Annotated in this window: 16 protein-coding genes; 7 read left to right on the forward strand and 9 right to left on the reverse strand. The window is 67.9% G+C overall.

The features are described 5' to 3' along the window. Window positions 1-15: 15 nt before the first annotated feature. Entirely contained in the window at window positions 16-1,281 is a 1,266-nt protein-coding gene (locus tag AC3WRV_RS13800) for a NupC/NupG family nucleoside CNT transporter (protein ID WP_291834202.1), read from the reverse strand. A 200-nt stretch (window positions 1,282-1,481) separates the two neighbouring features. On the opposite strand from AC3WRV_RS13800, the gene AC3WRV_RS13805 reads away from it, so the two are divergent. Continuing rightward, the gene (locus AC3WRV_RS13805; protein ID WP_492313706.1) at window positions 1,482-2,390 is read left to right on the forward strand and encodes a DUF4349 domain-containing protein; all 909 of its coding nucleotides are present in this window, start codon (window positions 1,482-1,484) and stop codon (window positions 2,388-2,390) included. A 10-nt stretch (window positions 2,391-2,400) separates the two neighbouring features. Here the strand turns inward: AC3WRV_RS13805 and AC3WRV_RS13810 are convergent, their stop codons facing one another. Beyond that, complete coding sequence (locus AC3WRV_RS13810) at window positions 2,401-3,279, reverse strand: branched-chain amino acid aminotransferase (RefSeq protein WP_291834196.1); 879 nt, start codon at window positions 3,277-3,279, stop codon at window positions 2,401-2,403. Window positions 3,280-3,367: 88 nt separating this feature from the next. On the opposite strand from AC3WRV_RS13810, the gene AC3WRV_RS13815 reads away from it, so the two are divergent. From AC3WRV_RS13815 to AC3WRV_RS13825, 3 genes are all read left to right on the forward strand, one after another. Next, window positions 3,368-4,099 (forward strand): response regulator, encoded by a 732-nt coding sequence (locus tag AC3WRV_RS13815; RefSeq protein ID WP_291834193.1) that lies wholly within the window; start codon window positions 3,368-3,370, stop codon window positions 4,097-4,099. 7 nt (window positions 4,100-4,106) lie between these two features. Further along, window positions 4,107-5,450: an ATP-binding protein gene (locus AC3WRV_RS13820; protein ID WP_291834189.1), complete on the forward strand. Its 1,344-nt coding sequence runs from the start codon at window positions 4,107-4,109 to the stop codon at window positions 5,448-5,450. An 81-nt stretch (window positions 5,451-5,531) separates the two neighbouring features. After that, window positions 5,532-6,023, forward strand: a complete 492-nt coding sequence (locus AC3WRV_RS13825) for a hypothetical protein (protein WP_492313707.1) — start codon at window positions 5,532-5,534, stop codon at window positions 6,021-6,023. Here AC3WRV_RS13825 and proC read toward each other — a convergent pair. The 3 genes from proC to AC3WRV_RS13840 form a co-directional block, all read right to left on the reverse strand. Further along, window positions 6,020-6,820, reverse strand: a complete 801-nt coding sequence (gene proC / locus AC3WRV_RS13830) for a pyrroline-5-carboxylate reductase (RefSeq protein WP_492313708.1) — start codon at window positions 6,818-6,820, stop codon at window positions 6,020-6,022. The genes AC3WRV_RS13825 and proC overlap by 4 nt on opposite strands. A gap of 4 nt (window positions 6,821-6,824) precedes the next feature. Then, complete coding sequence (locus tag AC3WRV_RS13835; protein WP_492313709.1) at window positions 6,825-7,328, reverse strand: type III secretion system chaperone family protein; 504 nt, start codon at window positions 7,326-7,328, stop codon at window positions 6,825-6,827. 64 nt (window positions 7,329-7,392) lie between these two features. Next, complete coding sequence (locus tag AC3WRV_RS13840) at window positions 7,393-7,668, reverse strand: accessory factor UbiK family protein (RefSeq protein ID WP_291834207.1); 276 nt, start codon at window positions 7,666-7,668, stop codon at window positions 7,393-7,395. Between the two features lie 181 nt (window positions 7,669-7,849). Here AC3WRV_RS13840 and lgt point away from each other — a divergent pair, with 181 nt between their 5' ends. The 3 genes from lgt to pgeF are packed head-to-tail and all read left to right on the forward strand — an operon-like array spanning window position 7,850 to window position 10,561. Then, window positions 7,850-8,710, forward strand: coding sequence for a prolipoprotein diacylglyceryl transferase (lgt, locus tag AC3WRV_RS13845; RefSeq protein ID WP_492313710.1), 861 nt, complete (start codon window positions 7,850-7,852; stop codon window positions 8,708-8,710). Window positions 8,711-8,714: 4 nt separating this feature from the next. Beyond that, the gene (locus tag AC3WRV_RS13850; protein ID WP_492313711.1) at window positions 8,715-9,788 is read left to right on the forward strand and encodes a class I SAM-dependent methyltransferase; all 1,074 of its coding nucleotides are present in this window, start codon (window positions 8,715-8,717) and stop codon (window positions 9,786-9,788) included. A 2-nt stretch (window positions 9,789-9,790) separates the two neighbouring features. After that, window positions 9,791-10,561, forward strand: coding sequence for a peptidoglycan editing factor PgeF (pgeF, locus tag AC3WRV_RS13855; protein ID WP_492313712.1), 771 nt, complete (start codon window positions 9,791-9,793; stop codon window positions 10,559-10,561). 9 nt (window positions 10,562-10,570) lie between these two features. On the opposite strand, the gene AC3WRV_RS13860 is transcribed toward pgeF, so the two are convergent. The 4 genes from AC3WRV_RS13860 to AC3WRV_RS13875 form a co-directional block, all read right to left on the reverse strand. Further along, entirely contained in the window at window positions 10,571-11,392 is an 822-nt protein-coding gene (locus tag AC3WRV_RS13860; RefSeq protein WP_492313713.1) for an alpha/beta hydrolase family protein, read from the reverse strand. Window positions 11,393-11,575: 183 nt separating this feature from the next. Then, a complete protein-coding gene (lpxC, locus tag AC3WRV_RS13865; RefSeq protein ID WP_291834169.1) occupies window positions 11,576-12,475 on the reverse strand; it encodes a UDP-3-O-acyl-N-acetylglucosamine deacetylase in 900 nt (299 codons plus the stop codon). Window positions 12,476-12,752: 277 nt separating this feature from the next. Next, on the reverse strand, window positions 12,753-14,330 hold the full coding sequence (ftsZ, locus tag AC3WRV_RS13870) for a cell division protein FtsZ (protein WP_492313714.1): 1,578 nt from the start codon (window positions 14,328-14,330) through the stop codon (window positions 12,753-12,755). A 274-nt stretch (window positions 14,331-14,604) separates the two neighbouring features. Beyond that, the gene (locus AC3WRV_RS13875) at window positions 14,605-18,078 is read right to left on the reverse strand and encodes a TonB-dependent receptor domain-containing protein (protein ID WP_492313715.1); all 3,474 of its coding nucleotides are present in this window, start codon (window positions 18,076-18,078) and stop codon (window positions 14,605-14,607) included. Window positions 18,079-18,168: the final 90 nt, after the last annotated feature.

Genomic DNA, 18,168 nt, shown 5'->3' on the forward strand with positions numbered 1-18,168 from the left:
GATCGGCCTTTCGGTTCAGCCGAATATGGAGGCCGGCATCGCGCCGACAATGGCGGCGCTCATCAGGGTGGCCAGGAAGCCCGCGAACAGCGCCTTCCACACCAATCCCAGAACCTCTTCCCGTCGCTCCGGCATCAGCACGGACAGGCCGGTCACGGTGATGCCCACCGAACCGATGTTGGCGAAGCCGCACAGGGCGTAAGTCAGCAGCATACGGGTGCGTTCGCTTATGGCTCCGCCCGGCACGGCGCCCAGTTCCATGAAGGCCTTGAACTCGGTCTGGGTCAGCTTGACGCCCAGCAACAGGCCCGCCTCCCGGGCATCAGACCATTCGACGCCCGTCAGCCAGGCGACCGGGGCGAAGATCCAGCTCAACAGCCATTCAACGCTGATGCCAGGGAAGATCGCACCGACCATGATGTTCACCAGGGCCACCAGCGCCACAAAGACGATCAGCACCGCCGAGATGTTCAGCACCACCATCAGGCCGTCAGACGTGCCCTTCACGATGGCGTCGATGGCGCTGTCGTACTTCAGGGGCGAGTCATACTCGGCGAAGGCGCCGCCCTCGCCGGCCGTCTCCGGAATGATGATGCGGGCCAGCAGGATGCCCGCCGGCGCCGAAATGATCGAGGCGACCAGCACGTGCCCCGCGGCGTTGGTCAGGGTGCTTTCCAGCATCAGGGCGTAGGCCACCATGGTCGAACCGGCCACCGTCGCCAGACCGACCACCATCATCAGGAACAGCTCCGACCGGGTCAGCTTGTCCAGATAGGCGCGGATCACGATCGGGCTCTCGATCATGCCCAGGAAGATGTTGGCCGCCACCGCCAGCGCCGAAGCCCCGCCCAGCCCCATCGTCTTCTGGAACAGGATGCCGAAGCCATAGGTGATCCACTTCAGGATCTTCCAGTGCCAGAGCAGGGCCGACAGGGCGGAGATCACCAGGATCAGCGGCAGGACCTGGAAGGCGAAGGTGAACAGGCCCTGCTGGTTCTGCACCGCATAGGGCTGCGGATACTCCTCGCCGGCCAGATAGCCGAAGACGAAGTTCGTGCCCTCGCGCGTCGCCTTGGCCAGACCGTCCACGGCGCCGTTCACCGCGTGCAGGACCCCGCCCGAAGCCGGATTGAACAGCACCAGCACCAGCGCCGCCTGCACGATGATCGCGCCGATCGCCAGCTTCCAGGGGAAGGCGCGCTTGTTCTCGGACAGGCCCCAGCAGGCCGCCACGATGACGACAAGGCCAAGCAGGCTCTGGAGATTCAGCAGGCTGAACATCGATCTTCCCCGACCGACTCCCCGCCGGCCCCTTCAGCCCGTTGAACGCCACGCCGCCGCGTCTGGCAAGCGGAGCGTAAACCCGGTCTGGAATCTGGCCGCATAAGGCCACGCTTCCGCTCTTCTCCCGTCCACACTTCGCCCCGATCCGGGCGCGCCATCACGGAACCGTGATCATCACGGCGACAGGGAGAAATGACATGCGTAGGGCTCTGATGCTGGCCGCCGCCGGCGCACTGACGTTGTCCGCCTGCGGACAAGAACCCGCGACCGAGGGCTTCGACCGCGCCTCTGACGCTCCTGAGGGAGTCTCCGCTGAACCGTCCGCGGTCGCGAACCGCGCCGCGCGGACCAACACGATGCCGACCGTGCAGCAGATCACCCCGCAACCCACCCAGGCTTCCGCGCCGCTCGCCCCCGTGGCCCGCATCGCCTACGCCTTCGGTTACGTCTTGTCCGCGCCCAAGGACCGGGGGGCCGAGATGATGAGCCGGCACGAGCTCGCCTGCGCCTCCGCAGGAGCCGGCTATTGTCAGGTCGTCTCGGCCAACTCGGACTGGGCCTCGCGCCAGGCCGGCGGCAGGCTGGAACTGCGCGGCCAGCCCGAATGGATCAACCGCTTCCGCTCCGGTCTGGCGCTGGACGCCCGCAACGCCGGCGGGCGACTGGAAAGCTCGATCACCGAAGGGGAGAACGTCACCCGCGACATTGACGTGGCCCAGACCGGATCGGCGACCACCGCCACGATCGCCGACCGTATCCGCGACCTCCAGCGCCGTCAGGGCGGAACAGTGGATCAGCGCCTCGAGATCGAACGTCAGATCGCCGACCTGCAACGCCAGCAGGACGCCCAGCAGATCGAGTTGCGCGCGCTGAACGACCGCGTCCTGACCGCGCGCCTGACCATCGACTACCGCGAGGGCGGGGTCATGGCCGCCGGCAGCCCGACCCGGCCGGTCGCCCGCGCGCTTCAGGACGCGTTCGGCCTGTCCATGGGCATGCTGGCGCTGCTGATCACGATGGGATCGGTGCTGCTGCCCGTCGCCGTGATCGGCGGCGCGGTCTGGTGGGCGGTGGTGCGGCGGCGGAAAGTCTCCGTCGCCGCCTGAAGCGGTCGCGTCAGAGCTGACCGCGCACCAGCTTGCCGTAGTCTTCCATCAGGCCGAGGCTGAGGGCGCCGGGGGTGAAGCGGTATTCGCCGACTTCGCTCACCGGCGTCACCTCGGCGGCCGTGCCCGTCAGGAAGCATTCGCTGAAGGTCGCCAGTTCTTCCGGGCGGATATGGCGCACGATCACCTCGATGCCCTTGGCCTTGGCCATTTCGATCACCGTCTGGCGGGTGATGCCGTCCAGGATCGCGTCGATGGGCGGGGTGTGCAGCACGCCGTCCTGGACAAAGAAGACGTTGGCGCCGGTCGCCTCGGCGACATATCCGCGCCAGTCCAGCATCATCGCGTCCGAATAGCCGCGCTTCTCGGCGGCGGTCTTGGACATGGTGCAGATCATGTACAGGCCCGCGGCCTTGGCCGCCGACGGGGCGGTGGCGGGGTCCGGGCGGCGCCACTTGGCCCACTCCAGGCGGATCCCCTTCGCCTTGGTCTCCGGATCGAAGTAGCTGGGCCACTCCCACACGGCGATGGCCACGTGGGTCTTGTTGTTGATCGTCGAGACGCTGACCTGCTCCGGCCCGCGATAGGCCACCGGACGCACATAGCAGTCCGAAAGTCCCATCTTTTCGCAGGTTTCCTTGCAGGCGGCGTCGATCTCGGCCACGCTATAGGGAAGATCAAAATCCAGCAGGTTCGCGGAGCGTTGCAGACGTTCCGAGTGCGGCGTCAGCTTGAAGATTTCGCCGCCATACATACGCTCACCCTCGAAGACCGACGAGCCGTAATGAAGAGCATGGGTCAAAACGTGCGTTTTCGCTTCCCGCCAGGGCACGAAATCGCCGTCCATCCAGATCCAACCGTCACGATCGTCGAAAGGAACGAAGGCCATTGAAGAACGTCTCCCGCGAAATCACTCGGGTTAGACCCGCCGGAATCGCTCAGGTCAACGCCTGTCGCGCCTCTGAGGTCGCATCCGCATGAGCGACGTTCGCGCCTATGGCCGCTCGGGCCCCATCGCCGGACCCGGCGCAGGCCGTCACCTGCTGGTCGTCGACGACGACGACCGCATCCGTGAGCTGCTGAAAGAATTCCTCACCCGCGAGGGTTATCGGGTCACCGGCGCCGCCCACGCGGCGGCCGCCAAGCGTCTTGTCGAACTGATCGAATTCGACCTGATCGTGCTGGACGTCATGATGCCCGGTGAAAGCGGCTTCGACCTGACGACCTGGATCCGGTCGAAGGCCGAGACCTCCAAGACCCCCGTCCTGCTGCTGACCGCCCGTGGCGATCCGGATGATCGTATCGAAGGACTGTCCCGCGGCGCCGACGACTACATGTCCAAGCCGTTCGATCCGCGCGAACTGGCCCTGCGCATCGACGCCATCCTGCGCCGCACCGGCGGCAAGCCGCTGACCCCGCGCGAGATCAAGCTGGGACCGGCGGTGTTCGACATGGAGCGGCTGGAACTGCTCAAGGACGGCAAGCCCCAGCGCCTGACCGAGGCCGAGGCCCAGCTTCTGAAGACCCTGGCCATCCACGCCCACGCCCCGGTGGAGCGCATGAGCCTGTCGCCCGACACCGCCGACATCACCGGCCGCGCCGTGGACGTGCAGGTCACCCGCCTGCGCCGCAAACTGGAAGCCGACCCCAAGAACCCGCGCTACCTCCAGACCGTGCGCGGCATCGGCTACATGCTGGCTCCGGACTGATCGCGTCATGCGGCTTCTGCCCGCGACCTTGTGGCCGCGCTTCCTGAAGCGGCGCCTGCCGACCTCGCTGTGGGGCCGGTCGCTGCTGATCATCGTCCTGCCGGTGCTGGTCATGCAGGTGGCCGTGACCTGGGCCTTCTTCGACATGCACTGGCAGACGGTGACCGCGCGCCTGTCCGACGGGCTGGCGGGCGATATCGCCTGGGCCGCCGAAAGCTACGCAGACGACCCGACGCCGCAGAACCTGGACGTCATCGCCGAGCGGGCGCAGCGCTCCATGTCCCTGTCCATCGCGCTGCAGGAGGGCGAGGTCCTGCCCCGCGACAGGCGGCGCGGCGCCATCGGGGTCATCGACCGCACCCTGGAGAAGGCGCTGAAGGCGCGGATCGACCAGCCGGTCTGGTTCGACACCACGCGCTACCCCGCCTACGTCGATATCCGGGTGCAGCAGCCGCAGGGCGTACTGCGCATCATCGCCCCGCGGGAGCGCGCGGTGGCGACCCAGGCCCACATCTTCGTCCTGTGGCTGCTGGTCGCCACCGTCCTGCTGATGGGTGTCGCCATCCTGTTCATCCGCAACCAGGTGCGCGCCATCGAGCGGCTGGCCGAGGCGGCGGAGGCCTTCGGCCGGGGCGAGCCGCGCGAACGCTTCAAGCCCTCGGGCGCGCGCGAGGTCCGGGCCGCGGCCCAGGCCTTCATGAACATGCGCGACCGCATCCAGCGCCATATCGACCAGCGCACCGCCCTGCTGGCCTCGGTCAGCCACGACCTGCGCACACCCCTGACCCGCCTGCGGCTGGAACTGGCCCTCGCTCCTCCGTTCAAGCGCGCCGAGGCCATGCGCGGCGATATGGACGAGATGGAGCACATGATCGACGAATACCTGGCCTTCGCCCGCGGCGAGGCCGGGGAGCCCGCGCAGGAAATCTCCATCGCCGGCCTGCTGACCGCCGCCGGCGAGGACGCCCGCCGCGCCGGCGCCGAGGTCGAGGTGAGCGCGCCGGAAGACCTGACCGCCTCGCTTCGCCCGCTGGCCTTCAAGCGTGCGATCAGCAACCTGGCGGGCAACGCCGCCGCCCACGGCGAACATGTGCGGCTCAGCGCCCGCCCCCTGCCCTCCGGCGGCCTCGAGATCGCCATCGAGGATGACGGCCCGGGCATTCCCGACGACATGCACGAAGAGGCCTTCCGGCCCTTCTCGCGCCTGGACGACTCCCGCAACCAGAACCACAAGGGCGTCGGCCTGGGTCTGGCGATCGCGCGCGACGTGGCGCGCGGCCACGGCGGCGACATCACCCTGGAACGCAGCGACATGGGCGGCCTGCGCGCTGTGATCCGTCTGCCGGGCTAGGCCCCGCCGCGCAAGCATTGCGAAGCGGGGCCACTAGGCCCATTTTATGGACGGATCGGGGGCGATCTGGAGAGCCTGACCATGCGCAATCTCACCTTTATCGTTCCATTCGCCGTAACCGCCGCCCTCGCCGGCGCCGCCTTGGCCGAACCGGCCTCGGTCAACGTGACCGTCGGCGCCCAGCTGCAGGACAAGGCCGAAGAACTGGGCCCGCGCGAAGTGCGTGAGCAGTCCGACCGGCTGGTTCAGCTCGTGACCCAGGCCGTCGCCGAGACGCCCGCCCTGAACGGCGCGCGGATCGACCTGGTCCTGACCGATCTCAAGCCCAACCGTCCGACCTTCCAGCAGATCTCGGAACGCCCCGGGCTCGACCCGATGCGCAGCATTTCCATCGGCGGCGCGGAGATCGAGGGGCAGATCACCCTGGCCGACGGCACGGTCCAGCCGGTGCGTTATGAGTGGTTCTCGAACACGCTCGCGGATGTGCGCGGCTTCACCACCTGGCAGGACGCCGACCGCGCCTTCCGCCGGTTCAGCTCGAACCTCGCCACGGGGCGTTACGTCAACCGCTAGAATGATCGCGCCCGGTCCACGGCGGCCCTGACGGCGGCTTCGGCCGCGCGCTTCAGGTCTCCGCCGTCGGCCATGGCGTCCAGCCCCGCCCGGGTCGTGCCCCCCGGCGAGGCGATGCGGGCGATCAGGGCGTCGAGCCCCTCCCCCGTCTCCAGTCCGGCGCCCGCCGAGCGCAACGCGCCCCGCGCCAGACGCGCCGCCGCCTCCGGCGACAGGCCTTGCGCCACGCCGGCGTCCGCCAGCGCCTGCACGAAGGCGTAGATGAAGGCGGGAGCCGACCCGGCCACGGCGGTCGCCGCGTCCATCAGCCCCTCGTCCTCCAGCGGCGCCACATCGGCCACCGGAGCGAACAGGGCCTGCGCCGCCCTGAGGGCGCGCCCGTCTTCAGACCAGACCGCCGCCACGCCCTGCCCTTGCGCCACCGCCGTGGTCGGCATGATCCGCGCCACCGGACGTCCTGCGGCGGCGAAAAGGTCGTCCGCCCGCACGCCCGCCATCACGGACAGCAGCACGGCTTCGGGATTCAGATACGGCGCCAGCGGCGGCAGGGCGTCGCGCCACATCGCCGGCTTCACCGCCAGCACCACGGTCTTCGCCGGGCGCAGGACGTCCAGGGGCGGATTGACCCGCGCCCCCTTGGCCCGCGCCGCCTCGGCGGCGGGCTTCTCGGACGGCGTCAGGATGATCAGGTCGCGCGCCTCGACCGCGCCGGTCGCCAGCCAGCCCTCGAGCATGGCCGAACCCAGACGGCCGCAGCCGACCAGGACCACGCCGTCACGGGAGACATCGGAGGTCATGGGATCAGGCGGTGCCGACCGTCTCGAACAGGCAGGCGTCGATCGCCTCCTGCGGCTTCTTCGATCCGCGGATCATGAAGTCGAAGGCCGGATAGTAGCGGTCGGCGGCTTCCACGGCGGCGTCAATCATCGACGCGGCCTGGGCCAGGGTCGGACGCTCGCCCAGCGGCAGGGCCAGCGAATGGCGGAAGACGATTTCGCCGTCCTCAGCCCAGACCTCGAAATGGCCCATCCAGGTGCGCTGGTTGATCAGGCCGACCAGTTCATAGGCGGCGGTGCGTTTCGACTTGGCGGCCTGCAGGTCCAGCGCGCAGCACAGTTGAAGGCAGTCGCCCTCCGGACGCCAGGCGAACCACAGCTCATAGTCCTTCCAGTCGCCGGCCAGCGAGAAGGCCAGATCGCCCTCGTCGGTCCGGTCGAACGGAAGGTTTTCCGCCACCAGCACATGCTCGACCACGTCCAGAGGATCGTAGGGCGTGTCGATTTCTTCGGGCCGCACGGCGTCCATCAAGTCTTCCTTGGGCGCGACTCACGCCCTGTTAAGGAACCGTAGGCGGGTTCGCAGATTCGGCTCAACCGGCTGCGTCCTGAGGGGGAACCGACGCTGTGGACGTTCCCTTGCGAGGCGTCTTCGGGGCCTTCAGGGCGGCAATTTCCGCACGCAAAGCCGTGACTTCCGCCTTCAGCGCGTCGAACTCGTCTCTCCGTACAAGGTCCATTTCGGCGACGAAACGGTCGGCCTGGGCGCGCATGGCGGTCTTGGCCTCCTCGCCCGCCGCCTGGGCCAGTCCCATGGCGCCGGTGGTCAGTTTGGAGAACTCATCGAGGAAGGGATTACGGGTCTGCATGGCTTTCAGGCGCTCCGACTCACACTGGCGAGCATCGTTAATGAAGGTTGAGCCGATATGGTGAACGAAACCTTGTCGAGCATGCGGCGAAAGCGCCGATCCGGCGTTACGGAAATTTCGGGGACGGGATCGGCGACGCTTGCTAAACCACGTTTCCGAGGAAACGCCGTCAGGAGCGCCCGTGCAATTTCCCGAGTTCGATCCGGTGCTGATCAGCATCGGCCCGCTGGATATCCGCTGGTACGCCCTCGCCTATGTGGCGGGCATCGTCCTGGGGTGGTGGTACGCCGCCCGCATCATCAAGACGGACCGCTTGTGGGCGCCCGGCAAGGCGCCGATCAACACTCAGCAGCTGGACGACCTGGTCCTGTGGGTCACCGTCGGCATCATCCTGGGCGGCCGTCTCGGCTATGCCCTGTTCTATCAGCCGCACCTGTACGGGCAGCTGTTCATGGGCCCCGACAATTTCGCCCTGTTCCGGCTGTGGGACGGCGGCATGTCCTTCCACGGCGGCCTGCTGGGCTGCACCCTGGCCGTGGTGGTCTTCGCCCTGCGCTCGAAGGTGCGCATCCTGAGCGTGGGCGACGTGGCCTTGGCCGCCGCGCCCTTCGGCCTGATGTTCGGCCGCCTGGCCAACTTCATCAACGGCGAGCTCTGGGGCCGCGAGACGACCGTCCCCTGGGCCGTCCGCTTCTGCAACGACAGCATCCAGCGGATGTACGGCTTCTGCCCCGCGGGCAATGAACCGCGCCACCCCAGCCAGCTCTACGAGGCCGGCCTGGAGGGGATCTTCCTGTTCGGCCTGCTGGCCTTCGCCATCTGGAAGGTCGGCCTGCTGCGCAAGCCGGGCTACGTCACCGGCCTGTTCCTGCTGGGCTACGGCCTGATCCGCGCCACGCTGGAAACGGTGCGCCAGCCTGATGCCGGTCTGGACCATCTGCCGCTGGGCCTGACCATGGGGATGATCCTGTCGACGCCGATGATGCTGGTCGGAGCCTGGCTGATCTGGCGCGCCTGGAGCCGCCCGCCCGTCTCGGCCTGACGTCATGAGCCTGAAGGAACGGCTGGCGCGCGAGATCGCCCTCACCGGGCCGATGACGGTCGCCGACTTCGTGACCCGCTGCCTGCATGATCCGCAGGGCGGCTACTACGCCACGCGGCCCGCCATCGGCGCGACCGGCGACTTCATCACCGCGCCGATGATCAGCCAGATGTTCGGCGAGCTGATCGGCCTGTGGGCCATCGAGCTGTGGCGTCGGCTGGGCGCGCCCGAACGGGTGCGGCTGGTCGAGGTCGGCCCCGGCGACGGCACACTGATGGCCGACGCCCTGCGCGCCGCCCGTCTGGCCCCGGACTTCCTCGAAGCGGTCGACCTGATCCTGATCGAGCCCAGCGCCCCTCTGCGCGCCGCCCAGGCCCGCATGCTGGCCGACAGCGACCTGCATCCGCGCTGGGTCTCGGCCCTGGACCGGGTCGAGACCGACGCCCCGGTGATCCTGATCGCCAATGAAGTGCTGGACTGCCTGCCCGCCCGCCAGTTCGTGCGCACCGAGGACGGCTGGGCCGAGCGCCGCGTGGGCGTCACCGACGACGGCGCGCTGCAATTCGGACTGGTGAAGATCACCGACGGCTTCAAACGGCCCGCCTATGAGGTCGAGCCCGGCCAGACCCTCGAGATTTCCGAGCAGCAGGCGGGCTTCGGCCGCGATCTGGCGACCCTGGTCAAGGCCGCCTCGGGCGCCGCCCTGCTGATCGACTACGGCCGCGCCAAGCCCGAGGCCGGCGACACCCTGCAGGCCCTGCGCCGTCACCAAAAGGTCGATCCTCTGGCTGATCCGGGCGAGGCCGACCTGACCCAATGGGCCGACTTCCCCATCGTGCTGGAGGCCGCCGTCCATGCGGGGGCCGACGTGACCGGCTGCCTGGGCCAGGGCGAGTTCCTGAAGCTGCTGGGCATCGAGCACCGCGCCAAGCGGCTGAAGTCCGGCCGCCCCGACGCCGCCCCGGTCATCGACCGCCAGCTGGCGCGCCTGACCGGCGACGACCAGATGGGAACCCTGTTCAAGGCCTGCGCGATCTTCTCCCCGCATACCCTGGTGGTTCCCGGGTTCGAGGATTGATCATGTCGCTGGAGCCGATCCGACATCCGCTGCTGGACCGCGCAGGCATCCGTCACGGCTTCTTCACGCGGCAGGGCGGCGTCTCCAGCGGCATTTACGACAGCCTGAACGCTGGCTTGGGCTCTACGGATGACGCCGCCGCCGTCGCCGAAAACCGCCGCCGGATCGCCGCCCACATGGGCGGCCTGCCGGACGACCTGGCCGCCTGCTACCAGATCCATTCCGCCGTGGCCCGCGTGGCCGAGGCCGGCTGGAAGGGGGAGCGGCCCGAGGGCGACGCCACGGTCACCGCCGCGCCCGGCGTCATCTGCGGCGTCCTGACCGCCGACTGCGCCCCCGTGTTGCTGGCCGATCCGGACGCCGGGATCGTCGGCGCGGCCCATGCGGGCTGGAAGGGCGCGCTGGGCGGCATCGTCCATTCCACCATCGCCGCCATGCAGGCCCTGGGCGCCGAGCCGTCGCGCATGGTCGCCGTCGTCGGGCCCTGCATCGCCCAGGCGTCATATGAAGTCGGCGCGGATTTCGAGGAACGCTTCGCCCACCACGATCCGGGCAGCGAACGCTTCTTCCGCCCCGGCTCCGCCGCCGACAAACGCCTGTTCGACCTGCCCGGCTTCGTCCTGTGGCGCCTGGAGCAGGCCGGCGTGGGCGAGGCGGCCTGGACCGGCCACGACACCCGAGCGGACGCGGTGCAGTTCTTCTCGAACCGCCGGGCCTTTCTGAACGGCGAGCCGGATTTCGGCCGCCTGATGAGCGCGATCAGCCTGGGCTGAAGGCCCGGCCTAGTGCGCCGCCCGCGCCGACAACCAACCGAGCGCGATATCCAGTCCGTCGCCGCCCTGCGGTTTGTCGGGCGCGGTAATGAACAGGCCATGCCCCGCCCCTTCCATTTCGCGATAGTCCACGGTGACGCCGGGGCGCTGCGCGAGGGTTTCCGCCAGAAGGCGCGCCGACGAGACCGGTGAGGCCGTGTCCGCGCTCCCATGGACGATCATCACCGCCCCCTGCCAGCCATCCAGCTGCCCCGTGCAATCCAGAGGCAGCGCCGACCACCACCAGATTTCCGGATTGCTCTGACCCAGCCAGGTCTGGCCCATACGAGGGTCGGTCCGCACGCGCTCCATCTGCGCCGCGAAGCCGCCGCCGCTGTCTTGGGTCACCTGCCGCATGTCCGCTTCGAAAGCGGCGCCGCCGGCCGTGCTCAGCAGGGCCAGGGCGGCGACATCGGTCGTCGCGCCCGCCGCGCCGCAGGCCGCCATGCCCCCCGACGAGGTCGCGATGATCTGGAAACCGCGCGAGGCCGGCAGCCCCAGTTCGCGCTTCAGCCGGGTCATGGCGCGAATAACGTCCAGCGCGCGCTGGGATTCGACCGAGGTCTGTTCATAGGTTGGACCGCAGATGTTGGCGTCAGCGCCCGCGCCTTCCTTGTCGACCGCCACGACCCAGCGGGTGGGGGCGCCATCGACGACGCGGCGCGTCCATTGGCGGTGCTCGCCCGCCTTGCAGTCCGAACCGCCCAGAACCAAGGTGGCGGCGTTGGTTCCCTCGCCTCGGTCCCAGACCACGATATCGATGGTGGTTCCGTCGCCGCGCGTGACTTCCACGCGGCGGGGGCTCGAGAAGGCGTCGGAGGCGACGGCCGGGCTACAAGCGAGCCCCAACGCCAGCGCCGTCAGGAGTCGCAAAGGCTTAAGGCGTTTCAAGAATTTCACCCGCAAACAACATCAGTCCGAACAGGACTGACGGCTTCTCGGAGGGGTCACAAGTTATTAAAAATTAAAAGAATTTCACCCAGCCATCGCCAGCTCGGGCACGCGCACGACTTCGCGCCAGGCCTGCGGGTTGGCCAGCAGTTCGCGGACCAGCAGGTTGTTGATCGCGTGGCCGGCCTTCACGCCCTCATAGCGGCCCAGCAGGGGCGCGCCGAGCACGTACAGGTCGCCGATGGCGTCCAGCGCCTTGTGCTTCACGAACTCACGCTCCATGCGCAGCCCGCCCGGGTTCAGGATCTGGTCGCCGTCGATGACCACGGCGTTCTCCAGCGAGCCGCCGCGGGCCAGGCCGGCCTTGCGCAGGGCCTCGACCTCATGAGCGAAGCCGAAGGTGCGGGCGGCCATGATCTCGTCGCGGAAGGTCTGCTCGTCGACCACGAAGTCCACGACCTGGTTGCCGATGACCGGGGTGTCGAAATCGATCTCGAACCGCATCTCATAGCGGTCGCAGGGCAGCAGGGCGGCGCTCTTGTCGCCGTCCTGAACCCGGATCGGCTCAAGGATCTCGATATAGCGCACCGGTTCCGGCTGACGGCGGAACCCGGCCCGATCCAGCAGCTGGACGAACTGCAGCGCCGAACCGTCCAGGATCGGCAGCTCGGGGCCGTCCACCTCGACCACGGCGTTCGACACGCCCAGGGCGGCGAAGGCGGCCATCAGGTGTTCGATGGTCGACAGGCGCACGCCGGCGGCGTTCTCGATCATGGTGTTCAGGCGGGCGTCGATGACGGCCTCGCCCGAGACGGGGATGCGGTTGTCGCGATCGGTGATGTCGGTGCGCACGAAGACGATCCCCGTGCCGACCGGCGCCGGGCGCACGGCCAGGCGCACGCGGTCGCCCGTGTGCACGCCCACGCCGGCGATGATCGCGGGCGCGACGGTCGTCTTCTGGAGATGGTCGTTGCGGACCGACAAACTCAAACTCTCTGCATCTTTGCGTTCCGCCTCTGCGTGCGGAGTTCGCCCCACGCACGGTCTAGAGGATGGTGAACAAGCGGAAAATCAAAGTCGGGTTTCGGATTGTTTCGGCCTGAAACAGGACCCCGCCGTACGGCGAAGAGGATCACGTCCGGTTCCTTGCCCGCCGGGCGCGCATCGGGCGCCGCGCGAAGCGGCTTTCTCGACCGCTCGCCCATGCAAAACCGCCCCGGAGTCTCCTCCGGGGCGGCGATGCAGGCGATGCGCAGGGGGTCTAGTTGGCCAGGCGACGCAGGAAGGACGGAATCTCGAGATCGTCCTCGGCCTGGCCCAGTTCCGGCTCGACGGTCGGCTGGGTTTGAGTGGTCTGGCGCATTTCCGTCTGGCGATTGCCGCCCGCCGGATAGGTCGGTTGCGGCTGAGTGCGCTTCTTGCCGAACAGGCTCCAGCCGCTCTTGCGGTGGTCCCGGTCGTCATAGTCGTCGTACGCCGGTTCCGGACGCGGCGCGGGCTCGGCCGCGGCGGCGGCGCGGTCCAGGTACAGCTCGCCCTGGGCCTGCGGGGCCTTTTCGACGGCCGAACGCGGGCCGGACTCATATTCCTCGACCCACGGATCGACGATCGGCTCCAGCGTACGCTCTTCGGCGACGTGGATGACCGGCTCCGGCCGGGCCTCGGGGGCCTGGGCTACAGCGCCGTACGTCGGCTGAGCGGACTGAAAGGTGGGGACGATCGGCACCTCTTCGGCCCGGTTGCGCAGTTCGGCGCGGACCGGCTCGGCCGCACGTTCGGTGCGAACCGGCTCCGGCGCGCGCGGCGCGAAGGCGGGGGCCGGACGGCGGGTCTCGAAGACCGAGCCGGTCGACGGCGGGGCCTTGGCCGCAGCCAGGTCCTCCATCCCGGTCGCGACGACCGAGACGCGGATCTTGCCGTCCAGGGCGGGATCGAAGGCGGCGCCGAAGATGATGTTGGCGTCCGCGTCCACTTCGCCGGCGATGGCGTTGGCGGCCTCGTCGACTTCCAGCAGGGTCATGTCCATGCCGCCGGTGATGTTCACCAGCACGGCCTTGGCGCCCTTCAGCGAGGTTTCGTCCAGCAGCGGGTTGGCGATGGCGTTCTGGGCCGCCATCAGGGCGCGGTCGTCGCCCGTGGCCTCGCCGGTGCCCATCATCGCCTTGCCCATCTCGGACATGACGGCGCGCACGTCGGCGAAGTCCAGGTTGATCAGGCCGGGCAGGATCATCAGGTCGGTGATCGAGCGGACGCCCGAGTGCAGCACCTGGTCGGCCATGCCGAACGCGTCGGCGAAGGTCGTGCGCTCGTTGGCGACGCGGAACAGGTTCTGGTTCGGGATGACGATCAGGGTGTCGACGTAGCGCTGCAGCTCGGCGATGCCGGCCTCGGCCAGGCGCATGCGGTGACGGCCTTCGAAGGTGAAGGGCTTGGTCACCACGCCGACCGTCAGGATGCCGCGGTCACGGGCGCATTTGGCGATGACGGGGGCCGCGCCGGTGCCGGTGCCGCCGCCCATGCCGCAGGTGATGAACACCATGTGGGCGCCGTCCAGGTGCCCGAAGATTTCCTCGGCGGATTCCTCGGCGGCGTTCATGCCGACCTCGGGGTGGGCGCCGGCGCCCAGGCCTTGCGTGATCGTCTCGCCCAGCTGGATGCGGCGGTCGGTCTTGGCGAACGACAGGTGCTGCGCGTCGGTGTTGGCCACCACGAACTCAACGCCCTCGAGACCGGCGTCGATCATGTTGTTGACGGCGTTCCCGCCGGCTCCGCCGACGCCGAACACGACGATGCGGGGCTTCAATTCCGTAGCTTGCGGACGCACCAGCGAGAGAGACATGTTTTCCGACCCTAATTCCGACCCTGCCCTTGCAGTCCCAATGCGAGAACCCCGCCGAATCGCATTGGTTATGAGCGCGTTAAGGAAGCGCCCGAACTGCTTAAGGGAGTGTTACCGGATAGGCTGAGTCGGAGCTCCAGCCACGAGTTTCATTAACCTTCACAACAGAAAACGCCCCTTCGGCGGTGGATGACGCCGGTCGGGCCTTCGTATCGGCGCAACGAAAAAGGGCGGCTCTTTCGAGCCGCCCTTTCCGTTTCAGATCAGACCGGACTTACCAGGGACGGTAGTTCAGGCCGATGTTGAAGCGGCGACCGTAGGGGTCGAACGAGCTGACCAGCGCGCCCGCGTTCAGCCACGCGGGCTGCTCGGCGTCGAAGATGTTGGTCACGCCGGCCGACAGGGTCAGGTCGTCGCGAACGTTGAAGCGAACGTTCAGGTCGTGACGGGCGAAGTTGCCGGTCTCGATGTAGTTCACGTCCGAAGCGTCCGGGTTGCGGACGAAGTCACGCAGGAACGAGATGTTCTGCGACGACTGCCAGTCGACACCCCAGGTCACGGTCAGGGCGTCGGTCGGAGCCCACGCCAGTTGCGAGGTCAGACGAACGCGCGGGAAGAAGACCGTGCTCGCCGATTCCGTGAAGTCGTTCGGGTCAGCGATGTTGTTGAAGTTCTTCTGCTCGATCAGCCAAGACCCGCGCAGGGAGTAGTTGAACGTGCCGAAGTTGCGGCCGAACAGCTCTTGCGAGTCGAAGCTGTAACGGGCGGTGAAGTCCAGGCCGCGGGTGGTGCGCTTGGCGTAGTTGTACGACTGCTGGACGAAGGTGGTGACCAGGAAGCTCGTGCCGCTACGCGTGATGCTGTCGCAGAACTGTTGGTTCAGCGTCGGCGTCGGGCCAGCGGGCTGGCCGTTGTCCGGGCCGTTGACGCAGAGGTTGGCGGCGGTCTGGGCCGAAACCGAGGCGATCACGTCGTCGATCTGGATCTCGTAGTAGTCGAGGACCAGCGAGAAGTTCGGGATGAACCGCGGCTGGAGGCCCACCGTGAAGGTGAAGCTGTCCGAGGTTTCCGGCTTCAGGTTGCGGTTACCGGCGTTCACACCGGCGATCGAACCCGCGCCGTATTGGCCGTTGTCGATCGGGGTGTAACGGACGGTGCCGTCGCCGTCGTTGATGTCGCTGTAGTCGAAGGTCAGGCCCGTGACGCCCCGCTGCGCCGCCAGAGCGGTACAGTTCTGGATCCGGCGGCTACGCAGGTTCGGGTCGCTCAGTTGCGAGATGACCCGGGCGTCGCAGGAGTCCGTGAAGCCGTTGGCGAAGGTCTGCGCGGTGCCGCGGAAGCCTTCGAACAGCGTCGGAGCGCGGAACGAGGTGTTGTAGCTGGTCTTGAAGGTGATGTCCGGGATCGGACGGTAGACCAGGTTCACGCCGTAGACGTCCGCGTTGCCGTACAGATCGTAGTCGGCGTAGCGGTACGAGGCCGACAGTTCGGCGTACTCGCCCAGCCAGTGATCGCGGATCAGCGGCAGGGAGATTTCGGCGAAGGCTTCCTTGGACTCGTAGGAGGCTTCCGGCATGTCGGCGCCGGTGTTCAGGAAGAGCCAGCGACCGCGGGTGTCGGCGTCACGACCGATGCCCGAAGCGATTTCCTTGCGGTATTCGCCGCCGATGGCGACGCCCATCTCACCCGCGCCCAGCACGTCCCACAGACGGCCAGCCAGCGAGAAGATCGCGTTGTGCTGTTCGTTCTGCTCGCGGACGGTCAGGTCGGCGTAGACGTAATCCAGGGCTTCCTGCGACTGGTTGCCCGGGCCGAACACGTTCAGCGGCTTACAGTTGTCGATGGCCGACGGATCGGTCGCACGCAGGCTCTTGTCGTAGGCCAGCGTGGTGAGGTTCTGCGAGCCCGGACGGTAGTCCGCGACGAACTGGCCCTGACGGTCCAGCAGGCGCGCACGGCAGACGATGGCGCCGACGGTGCCCAGGGCGCCGGTCGTGTCGACCACGGCGTCTTGCGCCAGGCCGAAGCGCAGGATGTCGACGCCCTCTTCGCGGTTCTCGTTCTCCATCTTGCCGTAGGTGTAGGACAGGTCCCACGCCAGGTCGCGGATGAAGCCGAAGTCGCCCAGGTCGCCGTTGCCGCCGACGACGTAACGCTGCACGTCGCGGGTGTTGAACTGCTTCCGGTCGTTCGAGAAGAAGCGGTGACGGGCGAAGGCGCCCGGCGTCAGGCCGTCAGCCGTACCTTCCGGGTTCGTCGGAGCGCCCGGACCGCTGGCGGTGCCGGCGCCGTATTGCTGGTAGCGGTTTTGGGAAATCAGCGTGCGCAGGCTGGCCGGCAGGAAGGCGTTGTCCAGACGGGTGATGAAGGTCTGGTTGTTGAAGATCGGCTGAACTTCGTTGGCGCCGACGATCCGGAAGGTCTGGGCAGCGCCCGGAGCCGCGCTGGCGCGGGTCACGACTTCCACGCCGTCACGGATGATGACGTCGCCGAACACCGGCTGGGTGATGATGTCGGTTTCTTCGGTCGTGTACTTGGCTTCAGCATACAGGTTGATGCTGTCCGAGAGACGGAAGTTCAGGCCGGTCTGGAAGCGGCTCGAAACCGAACGCGGCGTGGCGGTGTCGCCCGCGAACTCGGTGTTCGGGTTGATGCCGTCGCCGCCGATGTTCAGCGTGCGGTTCAGGCCGGTCTGGCTGACGCGGACGCCGAAGTTGGCCAGACGCGGGGTCGTGCCGTCGTACAGGTAGGTCTTGCCCGGCTCCAGGTTGAAGCAGTTGCTGCTGGGCGCGACGAAGTTCAGGTTGCCCAGGCCGTCGGCGAAACCAGCGCGGCTGGCGCAGGCGCCGGCCGGAACGTCGGGGTCGGTGGTCGCGCTCGGACGTTGCGTGTTGGCCAGGACGGTGACGCCCCAGGGCATGCGCGACAGGGTGCGCAGGCCGCTGTACAGCAGCGAGTCCACCTGGTTGTCGTACGGCGCGGCGGTCGGATCGGCGTCGTTGCCGACCAGCAGCGAGGCGTCGCGCAGCCAGTCCATGTCGGCCGGGCGGATCCGGTCGATGTCTTCGTGCTCGGCGAACAGATAGACGTTCAGACGGTCGTCGAGGAAGTTGTGACCCAGCAGGGCCGCGATATCGATGTTGGCTTGGCCGTCTTGGTTGATCTGACGGTAGCGGGCGTCGATTTCCAGACCTTCGAAGTCCTTGCGCAGGACGAAGTTCAGCACGCCGGCGACGGCGTCAGCGCCGTAGACCGACGAGGCGCCGCCGGTGACGATTTCGATGTTCTCGATCAGCAGACGCGGGATCGAGTCGACGTCGACGGCCAGGGTGCCGGACGAGGACGAGACGTGGCGACGGCCGTCAACCAGGGTCAGGGTGCGGGTCGAACCCAGCGAGCGCAGGTTGGCCAGCGACAGACCGCCGATGTTCAGCGCGCCGGTGGTGTCCGACGGAACCTGCGAGTTCGACAGGGCCGGGATGGTGGCCAGGTAGTCGATGACGGTCGCTTGGCCGGTTTCCAGCAGCTGCTCGCGGTTCACCTGGATCAGCGGGGTCGGCGAGTTGGTCGGGTCACGACGGATACGCGTGCCGGTGATGACGACTTCGCCGAGGTCGGTCGCGTCTTGGGCGGACTCGCCCTGGACGGTGACGCCCGGAAGTTGGCTCTGCGCGAAGGCCGGAGCCGCCACAGCCATGACCCCCGCCAGGATCGTCGTGCCAAAGAGGTACTTGCGCTTGATTAGCATGTGTTGGGCCCCAACCGATGATGATGCAGGACGCAGCGACCGTCACAGAACGGCACACTGCTTCTCTCGGCACGCTAGCAGCAAAGATGG

Source organism: Brevundimonas sp. EU05-FHT14B11, assembly GCF_058790835.1.